Below are 18,240 nucleotides of genomic sequence, written 5' to 3' on the forward strand. Positions count from 1 at the left end.
GTTTTATCAGAATCAAAATTTATTTTGCAATTCTAATAACGCTTCGTCACTGCGTTCAGGAGACAGTTTTTCCTATTTGACTTTCCGCCTGAAAAAAGCCTTTAAATTTCGTACTTTTGCAGCCGAAATGATTTCAATAAATAATTTAACTTTCCTGATTGGCTCAAGGGCCTTGTACGATGACGCGAACTGGCACATAAAACCTGGCGATAGAGCCGGTTTAATTGGCGCCAATGGAACAGGAAAATCAACACTTTTAAAAATAATTGTAGGCGAATATGCACCGAGTTCGGGTACTGTTTCCATGTCGAAAGACCTGAAAATTGGCTACTTAAACCAGGATTTACTTTCTTATGATTCGCACCATAGCATTTTGCACGTGGCCATGGAAGCTTTTGAGCGCCAAAACCAGTTGCATGATGAAATTGAAGAACTACTTAAAAAAATCGAAACTGATTATAGCGAAGAGGTTTTATTTAAATTAAGTGATAAACAGCAAGAGTTTGAAGCTTTAGATGGCTATAACATCGAATATAGGGCTAACGAAATTCTGGCTGGTTTGGGTTTTAGCACGGCAGATCAATTACGTCCGTTAAATACCTTCTCCGGAGGGTGGCGTATGCGGGTAATGCTGGCCAAAATATTATTACAAACCCCTGATATCTTATTACTGGATGAGCCTACCAACCACATGGATTTACCTTCCATTAAATGGTTAGAAAACTATTTAATGGGTTTTGAAGGTGCCATTGTAATTGTATCTCACGATAGGTATTTCTTAGATAAAATTGTAAACCGTACGGTCGAATCGCGTAAGGGCAAGTTAACTGTATATGCAGGTAACTATAGCTTCTATGTGGAAGAAAAAGCCTTACGTGGCGAAATCCAGAAGGGTGAATTTAAAAATCAACAGGCAAAAATTAAACAGGAAGAACGTTTAATTGAACGTTTTAAGGCGAAGGCGAGCAAGGCTAAAATGGCTCAATCGCGGATGAAAGCTTTAGACAAGATGGAGCGTATTGATGATGTTGATGATGATAACCCAACCGTAAATTTTGCTTTCAAATTCTCTAAACCATCAGGCAGGCACGTGGTGCGTATAGAGCATGCCAATAAGAGTTATCCAAATGTGCATATTTTAGATGATGCTGAAGGTGTAATTGAAAAAGGCGATAAAATTGCCTTAATTGGTGCCAATGGTAAGGGTAAATCTACTTTATTAAGAATGATTGCCGGAACTGAAAAATTTGAAGGTTTCTGCGAAACGGGTCATAATGTTACCACCACTTTCTTTGCGCAGCACCAGTTAGAGTCGCTACATTTAGAAAATTCAATTTTAGAAGAATTACAGGCATTTGCCCCAAAACATAGCGATACTGAATTACGGAGTATTTTAGGTTGTTTCCTTTTTACCGGTGATGATGTTTTCAAAAAGATCAAAGTGCTTTCCGGAGGAGAAAAATCGCGTGTGGCTCTTGCTAAATCGCTAACAACAGATTCGAATTTCTTGATCCTGGATGAGCCGACGAATCACCTTGATATCCAATCGGTAAACATCCTGATTCAGGCACTGGACCAATTTGAAGGTACTTTTATTGCCGTATCTCACGATAGGTATTTCTTAGATAATGTGGCCAACAAAATCTGGTTTATAGAAGGTGGAAAAATTAAACAATACCCTGGTACTTATGCCGAATATGAAGAGTGGAATAGCAAAAGGGTAATTCCTGCTGCGAAACCTATTCCGGTTAAGATGCCGGAGAAGCCAAAAGCAGAACCAAAACCGGTTACAGCCAATACCACCAACCAGTTGAAAAAACTGAATGAAGAGCTGCAAAAAACAGAGAAACTGATTACCGAACTGGAGCAGAACGTTAAAAACATTGAGGCAGAACTGGCAGACGAAAATGTTTACGCTAAAGCCGATAAATTAGCAGAAGCCAACAAACGTTATTTAGCAACTAAACAAGAGTTAGATAACAGCCAAAGTAAATGGGAAACACTGGCTGCTGAGATTATGGAGCTGGAGGGTTAGTTTTAATGTGCAGTCAGATGTTACCATCTGACTATTAAGTGATCCTTAGAAAACCCAAAAAATAGAATTTGAATGCAAATTAAGATCAGTGTCAGATAGTAATATCTGACCCCACGAGAAAAGCATATTAAGGCCACAGAAATTCTGTGGCTTTTTTTTGTTGCCACGGAAGCGCAGAAACACGGAGATTAATATTTTCAAGTTATGTCATGCTGAGGTACGAAGCATCTGCAACTCAGGTGTGCAGCCTGATGTTACCATCTGGCTGATGAGCAGATTTAGCATTAAATAAAATTGTTATTCAGTTACCCATTTAGTGTCAGATAGGAATATCTGACACCACGAGAAATATGGGCCTTATGATGTAAAATCGTGACGGCTTTTTTGTGCATTAGTTGCTACGGAGTGTATGGATTTAGTTAAACCCTTCGTTGCGTCATCTCGACTGAAGCGCAGCGAAACGGAGAGATCTGTTCAGTAGATTTTGCTTCGTAGAGCCTTCGGGTTCTCGACTGCGTTGCACTCCGCTCAGGTGTGCAGCCAGATGTTACCATCTGGCTGATGCATTATATTTAATCTGAGAGTTGTCAACTTTCAGGCCACCTCGCTATTCAAGTTGACAACTCTGAACAAATCAAACTTCCATGAAAAAGATCTCTCCGCTACGGTCGAGATGACGACCCAAGAGAAATACAAACTGAAACAAAAAATCTTCCGTGTTAATCCGCGCATCTGTGGTATATTGTCAAAAACCTGATGATGGCGTGTCAGATAGTAATATCTGACACCACGGCTAATCCGTGCCAACCAAACGCTAACCCAATTTTGCCACTTCCCAATAAAACTTTACTTTTAGCCATGCAGAAAATATTAATTCCGGTTTTATTTTTCATCTCTACTTTAGCTTTTGCACAAAACGATACAAAGTTTACCAACGAGAATAAAATTTATCTTCCAAATATTAAAACTGTGCTTTGCTATAACAGCAATAAAGAGCAAAGTTTACCTGTAATTATGCTCAATTCGTCAGAAACAATCACTTTTTCTTTCGATGACCTGCTGGCAGGCACCCAAAATTACTGGTATACCATTGAACATTGTACCGCAGAATGGGAGACTTCGAAAATTTCGAGCATTGATTATCTGGGGAGTTTTAATGATGACCGCATCATCAACTATCACTACTCTTCTAACACCACACGAAAATACACCCATTACGAAATCAGCTTACCCAATACCCAAATTCAACCCAAAATCGGCGGCAATTATATATTAAAAGTCTATTTGGATGGCGATAAAAACAAACCGGTTATTTCGCAGCGCTTCTACATGCTCGATAATCAGGTTGCCGTAGCGGCAGAAGTAAACAATTCCATGCAGGTAGAAAACAGGAATTACAAACAAAAAATCAACTTTACCATTAATCATACTTTCCCCATCCCTAACCCCTATCAGGATATAAAAGCGGTGGTGATGCAGAATTTTAATGCGAATACCATTCAGGTTAATACCAAACCAGCCTTTGTACGGCCAAACCAATTGGTTTATAACGACCTCAATACAAATGATTTTTGGGGAGACAACGAATTTAGAAAATTTGATACGAGGAGTTTGCGTTACAAGGCAGATAATGTGAAGGATATTTATCGAGATAATCAATCCGTAAATATTATACTTTTCCAGGATGCATCCAGAACTGTAGGTGCATTTGCCAACCAGTACGATGAAAACGGAAACTTTTTTATCCGCAATACCGACGGGCGCGACGATAAAACAGAAGCAGAGTACATGAGTGTTTTATTCACTTTAAATGCCCCGGCACCCAGCCCTAACGGCGATGCTTATGTTGTTGGCCGGTTTAACAATTTTACCATAAGCAATGAAAATAAACTCCTCTACGATGCCAACAGGAAACAATTTTATGGCAATGTGATCCTCAAACAAGGCCTCTACGATTATGAGTATGCCTGGTATAATAAAGATACCAAACTAATGGAAACCAAACCTTTTGAGGGTGCATTTTTCCAGACTGAAAACAGCTATCAGATCTTCGTTTATTATCGTCGCCCTGGTGCGCGTTGGGATACCCTGGTTGGTTATACCAATTTAAGCAATAAAGTTTCAGACAGAAGATAACCAACTGGACCGAAGCGAAATAGTAATTGTCAACCTGACTTTTAATATTGCAATACTTACCTTTATTGTTACATAATTTTTCTTTGTTTTAAATGTGGTTTTTTACTTTAGTGTTTCAGAAAGCTAACCAGATAAACACCTGGAAAATTAAGTGTTTCTAACCAAAAATTATGTTTAAAAAATTAATTGCCGCAGCATTAATAGTCTATCCCTGTGCACATATTTCAGCACAAACTTCTACTGATTCCTACACACAATCCATTAATGGAACAAAATTAAAATTCGATATGCAGGCTATACCAGCAGGCAAATTTAAAATGGGAAGTAAAACAGGAAAACCAGATGAGCAACCTGTTCATGAGGTTAAACTCGATGCTTTCTGGATTGGGAAACATGAAGTAACCTGGGATATTTTCGAACCTTTTCTTTACCGCGATTATGAAAAACAAGCCAGTACAAGCGCTATTCCTGCTGAAGTAGATGCCGTTACCAGGCCCACAAAACCCTACCTCGATATGACTTTTGGTATGGGCAAAGCGAACCAGCCAGCGGTAGCCATGACACAATATAATGCCATCCAATTTTGCAAATGGCTTTACATGCGTACGGGTGTTTTTTATCGGTTACCAACAGAGGCAGAATGGGAATATGCCTGTAAAGCCGGAACAGAAAGCAATTATGCTTTTGGTGATGATGCGACTAAACTAGGCGATTATGCCTGGTATAAAGATAACAGCGACAACAAAACACACCAGGTAGGACAAAAAAAACCAAATCCATGGGGATTATTTGATATGCACGGCAACGTTAGCGAATGGACCTACGACCAATATCTTGCCGATTTTTATAGTAAGAGCAAAGGTAAAACTGTAGAAAATCCTGTAGCAGTACCCGAAAAACTCTACCCCAATGTAGTTCGTGGTGGTTCTTATGATGAAACACCAAATAATTTAACCTCAACAGCCAGATTGGCTTCTGATCCATCGTGGAAACAATTAGATCCACAAATCCCGAAAAGCAATTGGTGGTTCCCCGAAGCTCCTTTTGTAGGCATGCGACTGGTACGGCCTGTAAAAACGCCTTCAAAAGCTGATATAGATGCGTATTACAATAAGCAACCGATAAAAGACCTTTAAAAACACAACCCTAACCAAAATAAAATTAAACACATGAAAAAACCAATTAACCAACAAGATCGTCGCGATTTTCTAAAAGCAACAGCCATGCTGGCCGGCGGGGCCATGTTAAGCAGCATTCCACTGGCCGGAGCTTATGCATCAGGATCTGATACCATTAAAATTGCCCTAATAGGCTGTGGCGATCGTGGTACCGGAGCAGCTTTCCAGGCCTTGAGCACTAAGTTTAATATTAAACTGGTTGCCATGGCCGATGCTTTTCAGGATCGCTTAGATAGCAGTTACCAATCTTTGAGTTCGAAATTTGCAGCAAAAATGGATGTTCCGAAAGAACGTCAGTTTGTTGGTTTCGATGCTTATTTAAAAGCCATTCCACTAGCTGATGTGGTGCTGTTAACCACGCCTCCGGGCTTCCGTCCTATTCATTTTGAAGAAGCAGTTAAACAGAATAAACAAATTTTCATGGAAAAACCTGTTGCTGTAGATGCACCGGGCATCAGAAAAGTATTGGCCGCAGCCGAAGAAGCGAAAAAGAAAAAATTAAATGTGGTAGTAGGTTTACAGCGCCGTTACCAGACCAACTATCGCGAATCGATGAAACGCATTAACGATGGTGCCATTGGCGATATCATGTCGGGCCAGGTATATTGGAACAGCGGTGGCGTTTGGGTACGTCCGCGTAAAGCAAACCAGACCGAAATGGAGTACCAAATGAGAAACTGGTATTATTTCAACTGGTTGTGCGGCGATCATATTGTTGAACAACATGTACACAACATCGATATTGCCAACTGGATAAAAAACGGACATCCGGTTTCGGTACAGGGAACGGGTAGCCGTGCCTGGAGAACAGGAAAAGACTATGGAGAGATTTATGATAACCACTCTATCGAATTAACTTATGCCGATGGTGCGGTAATTAATAGCCAATGCAGGCATTTTGAAGGCATCAGTAACCGTGTGGATGAAACTTTTCAAGGCACCAAAGGCAAAATTTACCTTTCAGGCAGCAACCAGGCCATTATGAAAGATTACAGTGGTAAAGAATTATATAACCACAATACCAAAGGAAATGCAAATCCATACCAAACAGAGCACGACGAACTGTTCGATGCGGTTTCTAAGGGAGAATATAAATTCAGTAATGTAGACTATGCTGCTACAAGCACATTTTCTTCAATTATCGGTCGTTATGCTACTTATTCTGGCCAAACCATTAAATGGGATGAAGCTTTAGCATCGAACATCAGTTTAATGCCTGAGCGTTTTGCATGGGATGCTAACCCAAGGTTAATGCCTGATGAAAAAGGACTATACCCTATTGCCATACCCGGACAAACCAAAGTAATCTAAAATTAAATTGATGCGTTACAGGTTTTTGCTTTTCATTTTACCATTGATTTTTGCTTTTTCCCTGAAAAAAGAAGTGAAGCAGTATAAGATTAATGGTTTTGCGCAGGGAACCGATTATGCCATTATGTACTATGCCAATGATAGTTTAGCCACTAAGGCTGGTATAGATAGTTTATTGAACGAAATTGATTTATCGATGTCGCTTTACAAAAAGGGATCATTGATAAATCAATTTAATGCTGCCAAAAAAGAAATTAAAACCGATCGATTCATGAACGACGTGCTGAAAAGGAGTTTTGAGATCAACCAGGATACAAAAGGCATTTTCGATATTACCGTTGCCCCATTGGTACAAGCCTGGGGTTTTGGGCCAAAAGAAGCTAAAAACGAACCCGATCCGGCTGTCATTAAATCGATATTGGCCTGTGTAGGCATGAGAAACCTGAAGCTAAAGAATGGTTTATTAAGCAAACTAAAGCCCTGTATACAAATCGATTTAAATGGAATTGCACAAGGTTATAGTGTCGATTTAATTGCCGCTTATCTCGAACAAAAAGGAATTAAACAATATGTGGCCGAGCTGGGAGGTGAAATTCGGATTTCAGGACCTAAACCCAATGGTGAAACCATGAAAATTGGCATTGAAGGTCCGGATAAGGATGGAACCCCGGTAATCAGGCATATCGCTGCGATAAATTCTGGTGCCATTACCACTTCGGGCAACTACCGCAAATTCCACCAAAGCGGCAAGAAAAAAATTTCTCACCTGATCGATCCTAACACAGGATATCCTTTAGATAATGAGATGATTAGTGTAACGGTATACGCCAAAAATGCCATTACAGCCGATGGATATGATAATGCCCTAATGGCCATGCACCTTAAAGATGCCATTGCCTTTGTAGAAAGCAGAAAAAACCTTGAGGCTTATTTTGTGTACCATCAAAAAGATGGCAAAGTAGCCGATACGTTAACTACAGGATTCAAAAAATTAATTACACACTAATATCTGTTAAAACTAAACCGATGAAAAGAAGTGAGTTTATAAGAAATAGCCTGCTTACAGCTGGTGCCATTACTACAGGAGCAGGATTTACCAATACTTTTGCTGCCGAAAAAACAAATGATACATTAAGCGATAAAACTTTTAACCTCGATTATGCACCGCACCAGGGCATGTTCCAAAACCATGCCGGCAAGAGTTTTCTAGATCAGATCCAGTTTATGTACGATAAAGGTTTCCGTTCCATCGAAGACAACGGTTACCTAAACCGCCCTGTAGAAGAACAGGAAAAAATTGGAAAACTTTTGGCAAAATTGGGCATGCGCATGGGCGTTTTTGTGGTAGATGGTGGCGATAACTGGAAGACCTCCTTAACCACTGGCAAAAAAGAATTTAAAGACAAATTTATCGAAACCTGTAAAAAATCGGTAGAAGCTGCAAAACGCTGTAATGCCAAATGGCTTACCGTAGTGCCAGGTTTTTACGAACGTAATTTACCTTATGGCAATCAATTTGCCAATGTAATCGATGCCATGCGTGCAGGGGCCGAGATTTTTGAACCCCATGGTTTGATTATGGTCTTGGAAACCCTGAGCGATACCCCGGAACTTTTCCTTCAAAAAACAAATGAAACCTACGCCGTTTGTAAAGCGGTTAAAAGTCCTTCGTGTAAAATTCTTTATGATATTTACCACATGCAACGTACAGAAGGCGATTTAATTAAAACCCTCGATCGTTGCTGGGATGAAATTGCCTACATCCAGATCGGGGATAATCCAGGCCGAAAAGAACCAACAACCGGGGAAATTAATTATAAAAACCTATTCAAACATCTGTACACCAAAGGCTACAAAGGCGTAATGGGCATGGAGCACGGCAATTCTAAAGGCGGAAAAGAAGGCGAACTGGCTGTTATTTCTGCGTATAGGGCTGAGGATAATTTCCTATAGATATACTTTCAAATATCCAATGGTTGGTAAGAATTCCTCTAATAAAATCTGTCATTCTGAACACAGTGAAGAATCCTTATCAGTAAGACCTCCATTCTGACAAGCCTATTGGACTAAAGTCTGTTCAATAAAGATCCTTCGCTGCGCTCAGGATGACAAATAACCTATCCAATGGTTGAACACAGATATAAAAATCCGTTTTGGAATTATAGATAATGGTCTGTGCGCCACAGACCTTGGAATTGGAAGGCGACTTAATTAAAACCATCGATCGTTGCTGGGATGAAATTGCCTACATCCAGATTGGGGATAACCCCGGCAGGAAAGAACCGACAACCGGAGAAATTAATTATAAAAACCTGTTCAAACATCTGCACGCCAAAGGCTATAAAGGCGTAATGGGTATGGAGCACGGTAATTCGAAAGATGGAAAAGAGGGTGAGCTGGCTGTTATTTCGGCTTACAGAGCTGAGGATAATTTCCTGTAGATATACTTTCAAATATCCAATGGTTGGTAAGAATTCCTCTAATAAAATCTGTCATTCTGAACACAGTGAAGAATCCTTATCAGTAAAACCTCCATTCTGGCAAGCCTATTGGGCTAAAATCTGTTTAATAAAGATCCTTCGCTGCGCTCAGGATGACAAATAACCTATCTCCACGCCGTGGTCTGTGTCCCCACAGACCACAATGTTATCTCTTCTCCTACCCCACCTTCAACACCCACACCGAAACACTGCCAGCATTGCAATGAAACTCTGCCCAACCATTTTCATCAATAACTACTTCCTGCTGGCGATAGCCTAAGGCATCAAAAAAGGTTTTTCCGGCAAAGTGTTTGCCTATTTCCATTTCTTTGAACCCTTCTTCTCCTGTACTCAACAATACGGCTAAACCACTATTTTCATGCTCTTCATCACCGGCACGGGTCCATCCTACACAAATGCCATGGTCAAAATAATCACGTTGCTCACCGTAGGCTAAGGCTGTACGGATTTTACTCATCGTTTCTACCGAAGGGATGGCCACTAGTTCAACATGTACCTCATCACCTTCTTTATCTTTATCATCATAAATCCCTCCATACAGATCAGGAAAGAATAAACAGGGAATGCCTTGCATACGCAACAAGATCATGGCATAAGCCAAAGGCCTGAACCAAAAATCGACATAAGATTCCAGCGCCTGCAAAGGTTGCGAATCATGATTATCAACAAATGTTACTGCCAGATCAGGCTTTACCTGTACCAGCGTTCCATCAAAAATCGTCCGCATATCAAATTCCTCGTTCTTACTGGCCAGGAAAAAATTATGGTGTAACAACGAATCAAATATTTGTGTCCTTCCGCCGGTAATTTCAATATAGTTCAATTGCCCCGCAATATCCACCACATTCCAATCTTCGGCTACAATAAAAAATTCCCTGTTAAATTTCTGGTTCAGGTGATCGATCCACTCTACAATAAAATCCGGATTGATGTGTTTAACCGCATCTAACCGAAAACCGTCTACTTTGGTCGTTTCAACCACCCATTCGCCCCAGTATTTTAATTCTTCAACTACAGCCCTGTTGCGGTAATCGATATCATTGTACATCAGGTAGTCGTAATTGCCGAATTCAGTAGATGGAACCTCCTCAAAACCTTCGCCTAAATAATTCTGAATCGAATAGATCGCAGTTTTTTTGAGGTCTTCTGCCCAGTCCACCCCACTAAAACACTCATGATTCCATATAAATTCAGAATATTTACCCTTTCGCCCGGGGAAAGTAAACTTCGTCCAGGCTTCTATTTCGAAAACATCGCTGGTAAATTCGTTTCTATCTTCTGGGTTAACAGTTCTAACGGCTATCTTCTCGAGTTCATCACCACCAGCTTTATGGTTAAAAACGGCATCGGCTAAAACTCCAACCCCATTATCGTGCAGTGCTTCAATTGCTTTGATATATTCGTCTTTAGAGCCATGTTTGGTACTTACACTTCCTTTCTGATCGAACTCGCCCAAATCGAACAGATCATAAACCGCATAACCAACATCATAAGCGGCGTTGTTGGATTTATAGGCTGGTGGCAACCAAACGGATGTTACGCCAATTTCTTTTAAATGACTTGCTTCAGCAGCTACTTTAGTCCATAAATTTTGTTCTTCGTTATAATACCAATGAAAAAATTGGATCAGGGTCTGGTTTTGCATTAATTAGATTTTTTGTATGGATAACATGAGAGCTGATGAATTTGTTTTTGGATTGAAGATCTTCACAAGTTCTTTCCCGCTGATCTCGCTGATGCCCGCAGAAAAACAACTTAAATCTGCGAAAAACCCTTTGATCTGCGGGAACAATCTTACTCATGCTTTCCCCCTGATCTCGCCAATCCTCGCAGAAAAACAAATAATAAATCTGCGAAAATCTCTTGAATCTGCGGGAACAACCTTACTCACGCTTTCCCGCTGATCTCGCCGATCCTCACAGAAAAACAAAATAATACATCTGCGAAAATCTCTTGAATCTGCGGGAACAATCTTACTCATACTTTCCACCGATTTCGCTGATCACCGCTGAAAAACAAAATAATACATCTGTGAAAATCTCTTGAATCTGCGAGAACAATCTTAGGCATGCTTTTCTCGCTAATTGCACAGATCACCCCTGAAAAACAAAATAATAAATCTACGAAAATCCCTTTGATCTGCGTGAGCAATATTACTCATGCTTTTCCCGCTGATTTCGCCGATCACCGTAGTAAAACAAAATAATACATCTGCGAAAATCTCTTGAATCTGCGGGAACAATCTTACTCATACTTTCCACCGATTTCGCTGATCACCGCTGAAAAACAAAATAATAAATCTGTGAAAATCTCTTGAATCTGCGGGAACAATCTTACTCATGCTTTCCCCCTGATCTCGCCAATCCTCGCAGAAAAACAAATAATAAATCTGCGAAAATCTCTTAAATCTGCGGGAACATTACCCACGCTTTTCCCACTAATTGCGCAGATCACCTCCGAAAAACATCTGCTAAATCCACCAGAATCTATTTGCAATACAATCTTAACCACATTTTAACTACTTTTGCCCTTAATGAGTTTAAAAAAGAAATTTGCCAGAGAAAGTTTTACCATTATGAACGAATTGGTATTACCAAATGATACCAATACCTTAAATAACCTGATGGGTGGGCGTTTGCTTCACTGGATGGATATTGCAGCGGCAATTTCGGCTCAAAAACACTGTAACCGTATCGTGGTGACCGCTTCCGTTGATAATGTTTCTTTTAAACAGCCCATTAAATTAGGTGATGTAATTACCATCGAAGCCAAAGTAACCCGTGCTTTTAATACCTCGGTAGAAGTGCGTTTAGATGTATGGGCAGAAAATATTCCGAGTGGTGCAAGGCAGAAAAGCAACGAAGCTTACTATACCTTTGTAGCGCTTGATCAGAGTGCACGAACCATTCCCGTACCAGAACTTATCCCAGAAACGCAGGAAGAAATTGATTTGTTTGATGGTGCCCTGCGCCGCAGACAGTTACGTTTGGTTTTAGGTGGCAAAATGCATCCTGATGACGCCAGCGAACTCAAGGCACTTTTCTTTAAAGCATAATTTTTACGTTAAATTTCTTTTCAGCTTAACATGATTGTTTTATTTTAGCGGTTTACCTTACGCTGAAAAATATGACAACTTATACCATTCTTATTATTTTAAGCGGATTAGTAATATTCTCTTATCTGTTTGATTTAGTGGCGAGTAAAACCAAAGTACCATCGGTTTTATTGCTGCTGCTTTTAGGTATTGGTTTACGTTTACTGGTAGATAACCTAAAGATACAAACCTTCAATTTCCTATCTATTTTGCCCACATTGGGTACTGTAGGTCTAATTTTAATTGTTTTTGAGGGCTCACTCGAACTTAAATACGATCAGCATAAAAACAAGGTCATTAAAAGCGCTTTTTTTTCGGCCTTAAGTATTTTACTCGGTACCACCAGCGTAATTACCACCATCATTTACCAGATTTCGCACCACGATTTATATACCTGTATTGCCAATGCCATCCCTTTTAGTGTGATTAGTTCGGCCATTGCCATTCCATCGGCCGCAGCCTTAAACAATAAAGATAAAGAGTTTGTGATCTACGAATCCTCTTTCTCTGATATCCTGGGCATCATCATTTTTAATTTCACCATTACCAACCATTCGGTCACTACCTCCGCATTTATAGGCCTGGGCTTAAGTACCTTTCTCATCCTTTTGCTATCGGCCATTGCCTGTGTAGTATTGTTGTACATTATGGGCCGGTTGGTACACCACATCAAATTTTTCCTGATTATCGCCATACTCATCCTGGTTTATGCCATTGGTCAGTCTTACCACCTCTCTTCGCTGGTGCTGATCCTGAGTACAGGTTTATTCCTGAACAATGCCGATACCATCCAGAACGTTTGGTTCAGGAGTATTTTTTTATACAAGAATTTAACGGCCGATTTATCGCAGCTTTACCAGTTATCGGCAGAAAGCGCCTTTATTTTGCGGACTTTTTTCTTTGTTATTTTCGGTTTTACGATGAACATCGGCGAACTGAACAATAAGATTGTACTGGCCAATGGATTTTTTATTCTGATTACGATATACCTCATCAGGATGCTCTTCCTTAAAATATTTAAAAAGGATACTTTAGGTCCGATTTTATACATCGCTCCCCGCGGACTGATCAGCATTTTACTTTATTTCAACCTGCCCGCCTCACTAAAAATACAGGAAGTGGGTACGCCGTTTTTATTCCTCGTGGTATTGGGCTCTAGTATTGTAATGACGCTGGGGATTACGCTGAGTAAGAGAAATAGTGTGATTCAGTAGTTTATTGGTTCACTGGCCATTAGTCATTAGTTGATTGGGTTAATCGTATAAGCTGGTTAATGGTTTATTGGCTGATAGTTCATGGTTGATAGCCTGAAGCGATAGATTAACAACTTCGGACTAAAATAGGTTTATCGACTATAGACTTCCGACTAAGGACTTCGGACTCCCCTAGCGCTAAGGCTTAACCGTAGAAGAAATAGATTTCAGCTGCTGCAATTCTGCCAGCACATCTGGATTGGCCTGGTAATAAATAGAATAATAACTGAGTTCGTTAAACTTATTTTCATCTATCTTATTAAAGTTAAACCGTGCAAGGTTCGGATTAATGGCATGGATGGGCAATGCAACAGCATTTGCCATTGCAGTAAAAACAACAGAAAATGCCGTGGCCGATACATCTTCCTTAAAACCCGGCTCTTCCTTGCCCCATTTATCAACCATTTTACCAGCTGCATTCATTTTATACTCTTCTGCCCTATCTTCACCGATTTTAACAAAACTCATTCCTTTATAACCTTTCTTAACCGTTCTGATCTGTACCGTTTTAATTTCATTGATGGGAACCTGAATAAATTCGCCGTCATGATTCAGAATCACATTTACCGAATCAACTTTATATAAAATCCCTTTGTATTTTTCATTTTGGGTTTTCAGAATGGCCATGTAAGGTTTAACGCTTTGAGCCATTGCGAAGCTTAGGAAAAAGAAAAAGATGAGGGTAAAATAGATAGACTTTATCATGTTATTGGTTCATTTGGTAAATTGTATAAACTGGTTAATCGGTTAATTGTCTCTAAGCACGGCAGTAAAACTTTCAACAAGATCCTTCCTTGCGCTATCAATGACAGATTTAAAAAATCGCCGTCATTTCGACTGAAGCGCAGCGAAATGGAGAAATCTTTGAACTATGTTAAAAGATTTCTCTACTGCGGTCGAAATGACGCCTCTCGTATACCTGTCACCAACACTCCGATGTATTTGAAAAATTCTAACCTCTATCATTGACGTTATTTTACATATATATACTAATCAACATTTTAACTACTTTCGCATTTCCATCCATCTAGGCCACAGTACGGTATCCCCGTTCTACTTAAACCCGGCCTAACAAATTTTTCGGGCTGCACTGCCTAAGCCAACATACTAGCTTCGAAAGAAAACGGCGAAGCCCTCATGAATGCAGTTGAAAGTTATAAACAACAAATGAATAAATTTTCAGCCGGCAGTTTTTGTTTTTTCATGTGTGTTTATATTTTTAATGGCATTCAAGCTAGCTTCGCTGGTCTTTTTGATGCCAAAAAGAAAGAGCCCTTCGGCGGCGGCGAGCCGAGGCAAGACAGTGGTGTATGGCAAAAGAAATCAATTGTACGTCACTCATATTGATTTTAAACAATTAATTAACCCTCAGGATGACAATTTCTCAAATAAGCCAACTTCACTGATTAATGAGTAACCGGTTAATTGTTTAAATCGGTTTAACTGAGGCAAACTCCAAACTAGTAAATCGACTCAAGACTGCCGACTCGAGAATCGGACTAAAATCGATCAATCGACTCCCAACTCCAAACGCCCAACTCCAAACTATAACCCCTCGTTCAATAGACTCCAAACTTCCGACTATGGACTTTGGACTACAGACTAAGGACTTCAAACTACGCCCCCATTTCCAAAATCTTATCAAACTCAGTGGCTTTAAGCGGCATTACCGATAAACGCCCTTGTCTAACCAATGATATATCAACCAAACTTGGCTCAGCTTTGATCTGCTCCAGCGAAACCGGATTTTTCAGGCTTTCTACAGGCGATAAATCAACCACTACCCAGTTGGCATCATCAGTAGTAGGGTCCTGGTAAAACTCTCTTACCACTTTGGCAATACCCACTACGTTTTTCCCTTCGTTACTGTGGTAAAAAAGCACCAAATCGCCCTCTTTCATAGCTTTCAGGTTATTCCTCGCCTGGTAATTACGAACGCCATCCCAAAAGGTACGGCCATCTTCATTAAATTTTTCCCAACTGTATTTAAAAGGCTCTGATTTTACTAACCAATGGTTCATCTTATTCTTTATTTAAGGCTCAAAACTAACAAAACAGAACGGATTAGAAAATAGGTTGGAAAGAATGCTGGAAACATAATATAGCATGATGTAAGAATTATTAGCTTGGGTTATTCACCCAGGCTAATTTTAACTTTTTATTGAAAGGTGACTCTCGTAAAAAATAAAAGGATGTTGCTATATTAGTTTTTACGAGGGCAATCTTTTGGCATATAAAAATGAAATCGAAATATCCCAAATTAAAAACTACCTTTAAATACAAGAGTATTTTTTTTGGTATCTCTTTTACAAATATTACTATATTAGCATACTAAATTAATTATCATGCTCAGCTCATTGGTCTTGTCAATTTAAAGATTGATAACTAGTTTAACATAGGCAAGACTTTCATAAAATAGGCAACTATTTAACTAAAAAATCATTCTAATTATCCCATATAGTAGATTTGTGAAGTGGAGTTACGAATGTTTTTTATCTTACTATAAATATTAATTAACATCATAGATAAAATGAGTTTTAGACTAAACAAATGTCAAATTGAAGATTCGGAGTTTGAAACAGAAGAAATTGATTTGATTAATTTTAATAATGATTTAAATACAAATCATTTCACAGTAATAGTTGGAAATAATGGTACTGGAAAAAGTCGACTTCTTGGAAGCATTGCCAATGCATTAAAAAATGACTTTCGTTCTAGAAGTTCAAAATATTATTATTTTTCAAAATTTGAAAAGTCGAGTGAAACCTCCAGAGTTATTTCGGTATCAAACAGCTTAAACGATAAGTTCCCGATAGATAATTTTTTTAATCCTTTCAGAAGAGATACTATTGAATATTCAAATCAAAATTACATTTATTTAGGAACAAAAACTCGATTAGGTTCTACCAATAGACTTTTAATAAGAAGAGCAATTGATATTTTACTGGAAAACTATTCTAATAAATTTGTGGCAAAATGTTACAGACACATCTTTGACTATTTAGACTTTCATCCAATAATCAAATTAGAGTACAACATTAGTTCAATAAATAGTCTCCTTAATATTAAGAGCAGTAAGCCAATCACGAAAAAAGATTTAATTGACTTTGTTAAACATAAAACCACCTATGGAAGTGTAAATAATGTTATTTACACTAAATTCTTAGAAGAAAATGAGAGTAATCTGCAGAAGATTAGTGATTTTCTTAACAAATTAAATGAAAAGAAAGACTTTAGTCTTGAAATCAATTTCTCAAATTCAAATATTCAAAAAATCGATAAAAACAACTCGATATATGAAAATGATTTGAAATCTTATGAAATTTTAAATTTACTTAGAAAGTTGAATTTAATTAGATCATTTGACATCCTACTATTTAAAAAAGATACAAATAGACCATTCAATATAAATGATGCTAGCTCAGGTGAAGCGAGTATTCTGATTACTTTAATTGGATTGATCCCATTAATAGAAGATAATTGCTGCGTATTAATTGACGAACCAGAAATTAGTCTCCATCCGAGTTGGCAATACAGATATTTAGATTTGCTCAATCAAATCTTTGAAAATTTCAAAGGATGTCATATTATTATCGCAACACATTCTCATTTTATTATTTCAGATTTACCATTAGAAAGCTCAACAATATTAAGTCTAAAAAAAGTCAATAATAAGATTACTTCGACAGTATTAAAGTTTAATACATTTGGATGGTCTGCAGAAGATATTTTATTAAATGTCTTTGAAATGCCTACAACAAGAAATTACTATATCTCAAATATCGTAACTGAAGCTCTAAAACTAATATCAGTCAATAAAACAAAAACAAAAAGATTTAAAGAAATCATTGGAACTTTGCTAAAGTTAGAGAATCAATTTAAAGAAGAAGACCCTTTAAAGCTTGTCATTCAAACTATTATAACTATTAATAATAAGTATGAGTGATAAAATTAACAACCATTATATATTTGATAAAGAAGATAACTCAATTATTAAAAGTAATTTTAATAATTACTTAGATTGGGATAAGTCTTGTTTTGATACGGTAAAGGAGAAAATCAAGAAGTTCTTGAGGAGTGAACAAAACAATAAATGTTGTTACTGTAAAAAGGAACTAAAATTTGATTTGAAAGACGTCGATATTGAACACATAATTCCAAAGTCAGCTTATAGTAAATTCACATTTCACAAATATAACTTAGCATTATCATGCCCAGCCTGTAACACAATTAAAGGTAGTAAAGAAGTTGTCAAAAAAATAATTGTTAACTACCCAAGAGATTCTAAAAATATTAAAATTATCCATTCGCATTTTGACAATTATTCTGAAAATATTAAAATCGAAAATGATTGCGTATTTATACCTTTAACAAAAAAAGGGAGCGAAACTATTACAGTATGTGAATTATATAGATTAATAACGGTAGAGCAAAAGGCAAAAGAAAGTTTAATTAAAAAAAGTGATGGCAAATTGCTAAGAGATGCTTTAAGATTATCCAAAAACGACAAAATGGAGCTAATCAATGAGTTATTACAGCGCGGCCTAAAATAACTATCGGTAACATCGGTTTGCAAAATGACAGATCAAGTGCTAAATTGAACATTCCCATTACTAGCGCAAGTCTTATGTGCTGGGCAATGTGACTAGCTGACTTGTCCTTTCATTATTAATCTTGATAATACTGCCAAGTCAGGCCAATGCTTAAAGCAATGGGCACTAAGACTTGCGCC

Annotated in this window: 16 protein-coding genes; 13 read left to right on the plus strand and 3 right to left on the minus strand. The window is 38.2% G+C overall.

Annotation, left to right across the window (positions count from 1 at the left end):
* Window positions 1-127 precede the first annotated feature (127 nt).
* From BCL90_RS21410 to BCL90_RS21440, 7 genes are all read left to right on the plus strand, one after another.
* The gene (locus BCL90_RS21410) at window positions 128-2,035 is read left to right on the plus strand and encodes an ABC-F family ATP-binding cassette domain-containing protein (protein WP_121287328.1); all 1,908 of its coding nucleotides are present in this window, start codon (window positions 128-130) and stop codon (window positions 2,033-2,035) included.
* An 858-nt stretch (window positions 2,036-2,893) separates the two neighbouring features.
* Window positions 2,894-4,171 carry a type IX secretion system plug protein gene (locus tag BCL90_RS21415; protein WP_121287041.1) on the plus strand — a complete coding sequence of 426 codons (1,278 nt, stop codon included), beginning with the start codon at window positions 2,894-2,896 and terminating at the stop codon, window positions 4,169-4,171.
* A gap of 170 nt (window positions 4,172-4,341) precedes the next feature.
* Entirely contained in the window at window positions 4,342-5,307 is a 966-nt protein-coding gene (locus BCL90_RS21420) for a formylglycine-generating enzyme family protein (protein ID WP_121287043.1), read from the plus strand.
* A 33-nt stretch (window positions 5,308-5,340) separates the two neighbouring features.
* The gene (locus tag BCL90_RS21425; RefSeq protein ID WP_121287045.1) at window positions 5,341-6,660 is read left to right on the plus strand and encodes a Gfo/Idh/MocA family oxidoreductase; all 1,320 of its coding nucleotides are present in this window, start codon (window positions 5,341-5,343) and stop codon (window positions 6,658-6,660) included.
* Between the two features lie 10 nt (window positions 6,661-6,670).
* Window positions 6,671-7,666 carry an FAD:protein FMN transferase gene (locus BCL90_RS21430; RefSeq protein ID WP_121287047.1) on the plus strand — a complete coding sequence of 332 codons (996 nt, stop codon included), beginning with the start codon at window positions 6,671-6,673 and terminating at the stop codon, window positions 7,664-7,666.
* 20 nt (window positions 7,667-7,686) lie between these two features.
* The gene (locus tag BCL90_RS21435; protein ID WP_121287049.1) at window positions 7,687-8,613 is read left to right on the plus strand and encodes a hydroxypyruvate isomerase family protein; all 927 of its coding nucleotides are present in this window, start codon (window positions 7,687-7,689) and stop codon (window positions 8,611-8,613) included.
* A 215-nt stretch (window positions 8,614-8,828) separates the two neighbouring features.
* Window positions 8,829-9,101: a TIM barrel protein gene (locus BCL90_RS21440; protein ID WP_244095107.1), complete on the plus strand. Its 273-nt coding sequence runs from the start codon at window positions 8,829-8,831 to the stop codon at window positions 9,099-9,101.
* Window positions 9,102-9,318: 217 nt separating this feature from the next.
* Here BCL90_RS21440 and BCL90_RS21445 read toward each other — a convergent pair whose 3' ends face one another.
* Window positions 9,319-10,806: an alpha-amylase gene (locus BCL90_RS21445; protein WP_121287051.1), complete on the minus strand. Its 1,488-nt coding sequence runs from the start codon at window positions 10,804-10,806 to the stop codon at window positions 9,319-9,321.
* Window positions 10,807-10,822: 16 nt separating this feature from the next.
* Here BCL90_RS21445 and BCL90_RS21450 point away from each other — a divergent pair, with 16 nt between their 5' ends.
* The 3 genes from BCL90_RS21450 to BCL90_RS21460 all read left to right on the plus strand — a co-directional run bounded on the left by BCL90_RS21450 (window position 10,823) and on the right by BCL90_RS21460 (window position 13,469).
* A complete protein-coding gene (locus BCL90_RS21450) occupies window positions 10,823-11,065 on the plus strand; it encodes a hypothetical protein (RefSeq protein WP_121287053.1) in 243 nt (80 codons plus the stop codon).
* 629 nt (window positions 11,066-11,694) lie between these two features.
* Window positions 11,695-12,216 (plus strand): acyl-CoA thioesterase, encoded by a 522-nt coding sequence (locus tag BCL90_RS21455; RefSeq protein ID WP_121287055.1) that lies wholly within the window; start codon window positions 11,695-11,697, stop codon window positions 12,214-12,216.
* Window positions 12,217-12,287: 71 nt separating this feature from the next.
* On the plus strand, window positions 12,288-13,469 hold the full coding sequence (locus BCL90_RS21460; RefSeq protein WP_121287057.1) for a cation:proton antiporter: 1,182 nt from the start codon (window positions 12,288-12,290) through the stop codon (window positions 13,467-13,469).
* A gap of 177 nt (window positions 13,470-13,646) precedes the next feature.
* Here BCL90_RS21460 and BCL90_RS21465 read toward each other — a convergent pair whose 3' ends face one another.
* Entirely contained in the window at window positions 13,647-14,213 is a 567-nt protein-coding gene (locus BCL90_RS21465; RefSeq protein WP_134380718.1) for a hypothetical protein, read from the minus strand.
* 432 nt (window positions 14,214-14,645) lie between these two features.
* Here BCL90_RS21465 and BCL90_RS21470 point away from each other — a divergent pair, with 432 nt between their 5' ends.
* Window positions 14,646-14,855, plus strand: a complete 210-nt coding sequence (locus tag BCL90_RS21470) for a hypothetical protein (protein ID WP_121287060.1) — start codon at window positions 14,646-14,648, stop codon at window positions 14,853-14,855.
* Window positions 14,856-15,124: 269 nt separating this feature from the next.
* Here the strand turns inward: BCL90_RS21470 and BCL90_RS21475 are convergent, their stop codons facing one another.
* The gene (locus tag BCL90_RS21475; RefSeq protein ID WP_121287062.1) at window positions 15,125-15,529 is read right to left on the minus strand and encodes an EVE domain-containing protein; all 405 of its coding nucleotides are present in this window, start codon (window positions 15,527-15,529) and stop codon (window positions 15,125-15,127) included.
* A gap of 509 nt (window positions 15,530-16,038) precedes the next feature.
* Here BCL90_RS21475 and BCL90_RS21480 point away from each other — a divergent pair.
* Both BCL90_RS21480 and BCL90_RS21485 read left to right on the plus strand, forming a co-directional pair.
* Window positions 16,039-17,454 (plus strand): ATP-binding protein, encoded by a 1,416-nt coding sequence (locus BCL90_RS21480; protein ID WP_121287064.1) that lies wholly within the window; start codon window positions 16,039-16,041, stop codon window positions 17,452-17,454.
* Window positions 17,447-18,061, plus strand: coding sequence for an HNH endonuclease (locus BCL90_RS21485; protein WP_121287066.1), 615 nt, complete (start codon window positions 17,447-17,449; stop codon window positions 18,059-18,061). The genes BCL90_RS21480 and BCL90_RS21485 overlap by 8 nt, the downstream gene beginning before the upstream one ends.
* The last annotated feature ends 179 nt before the right edge of the window (window positions 18,062-18,240 follow it).

Origin of the sequence: Pedobacter alluvionis (genome assembly GCF_003664035.1) — a bacterium.
Taxonomy (GTDB): Bacteria; Bacteroidota; Bacteroidia; order Sphingobacteriales; family Sphingobacteriaceae; genus Pedobacter; species Pedobacter alluvionis.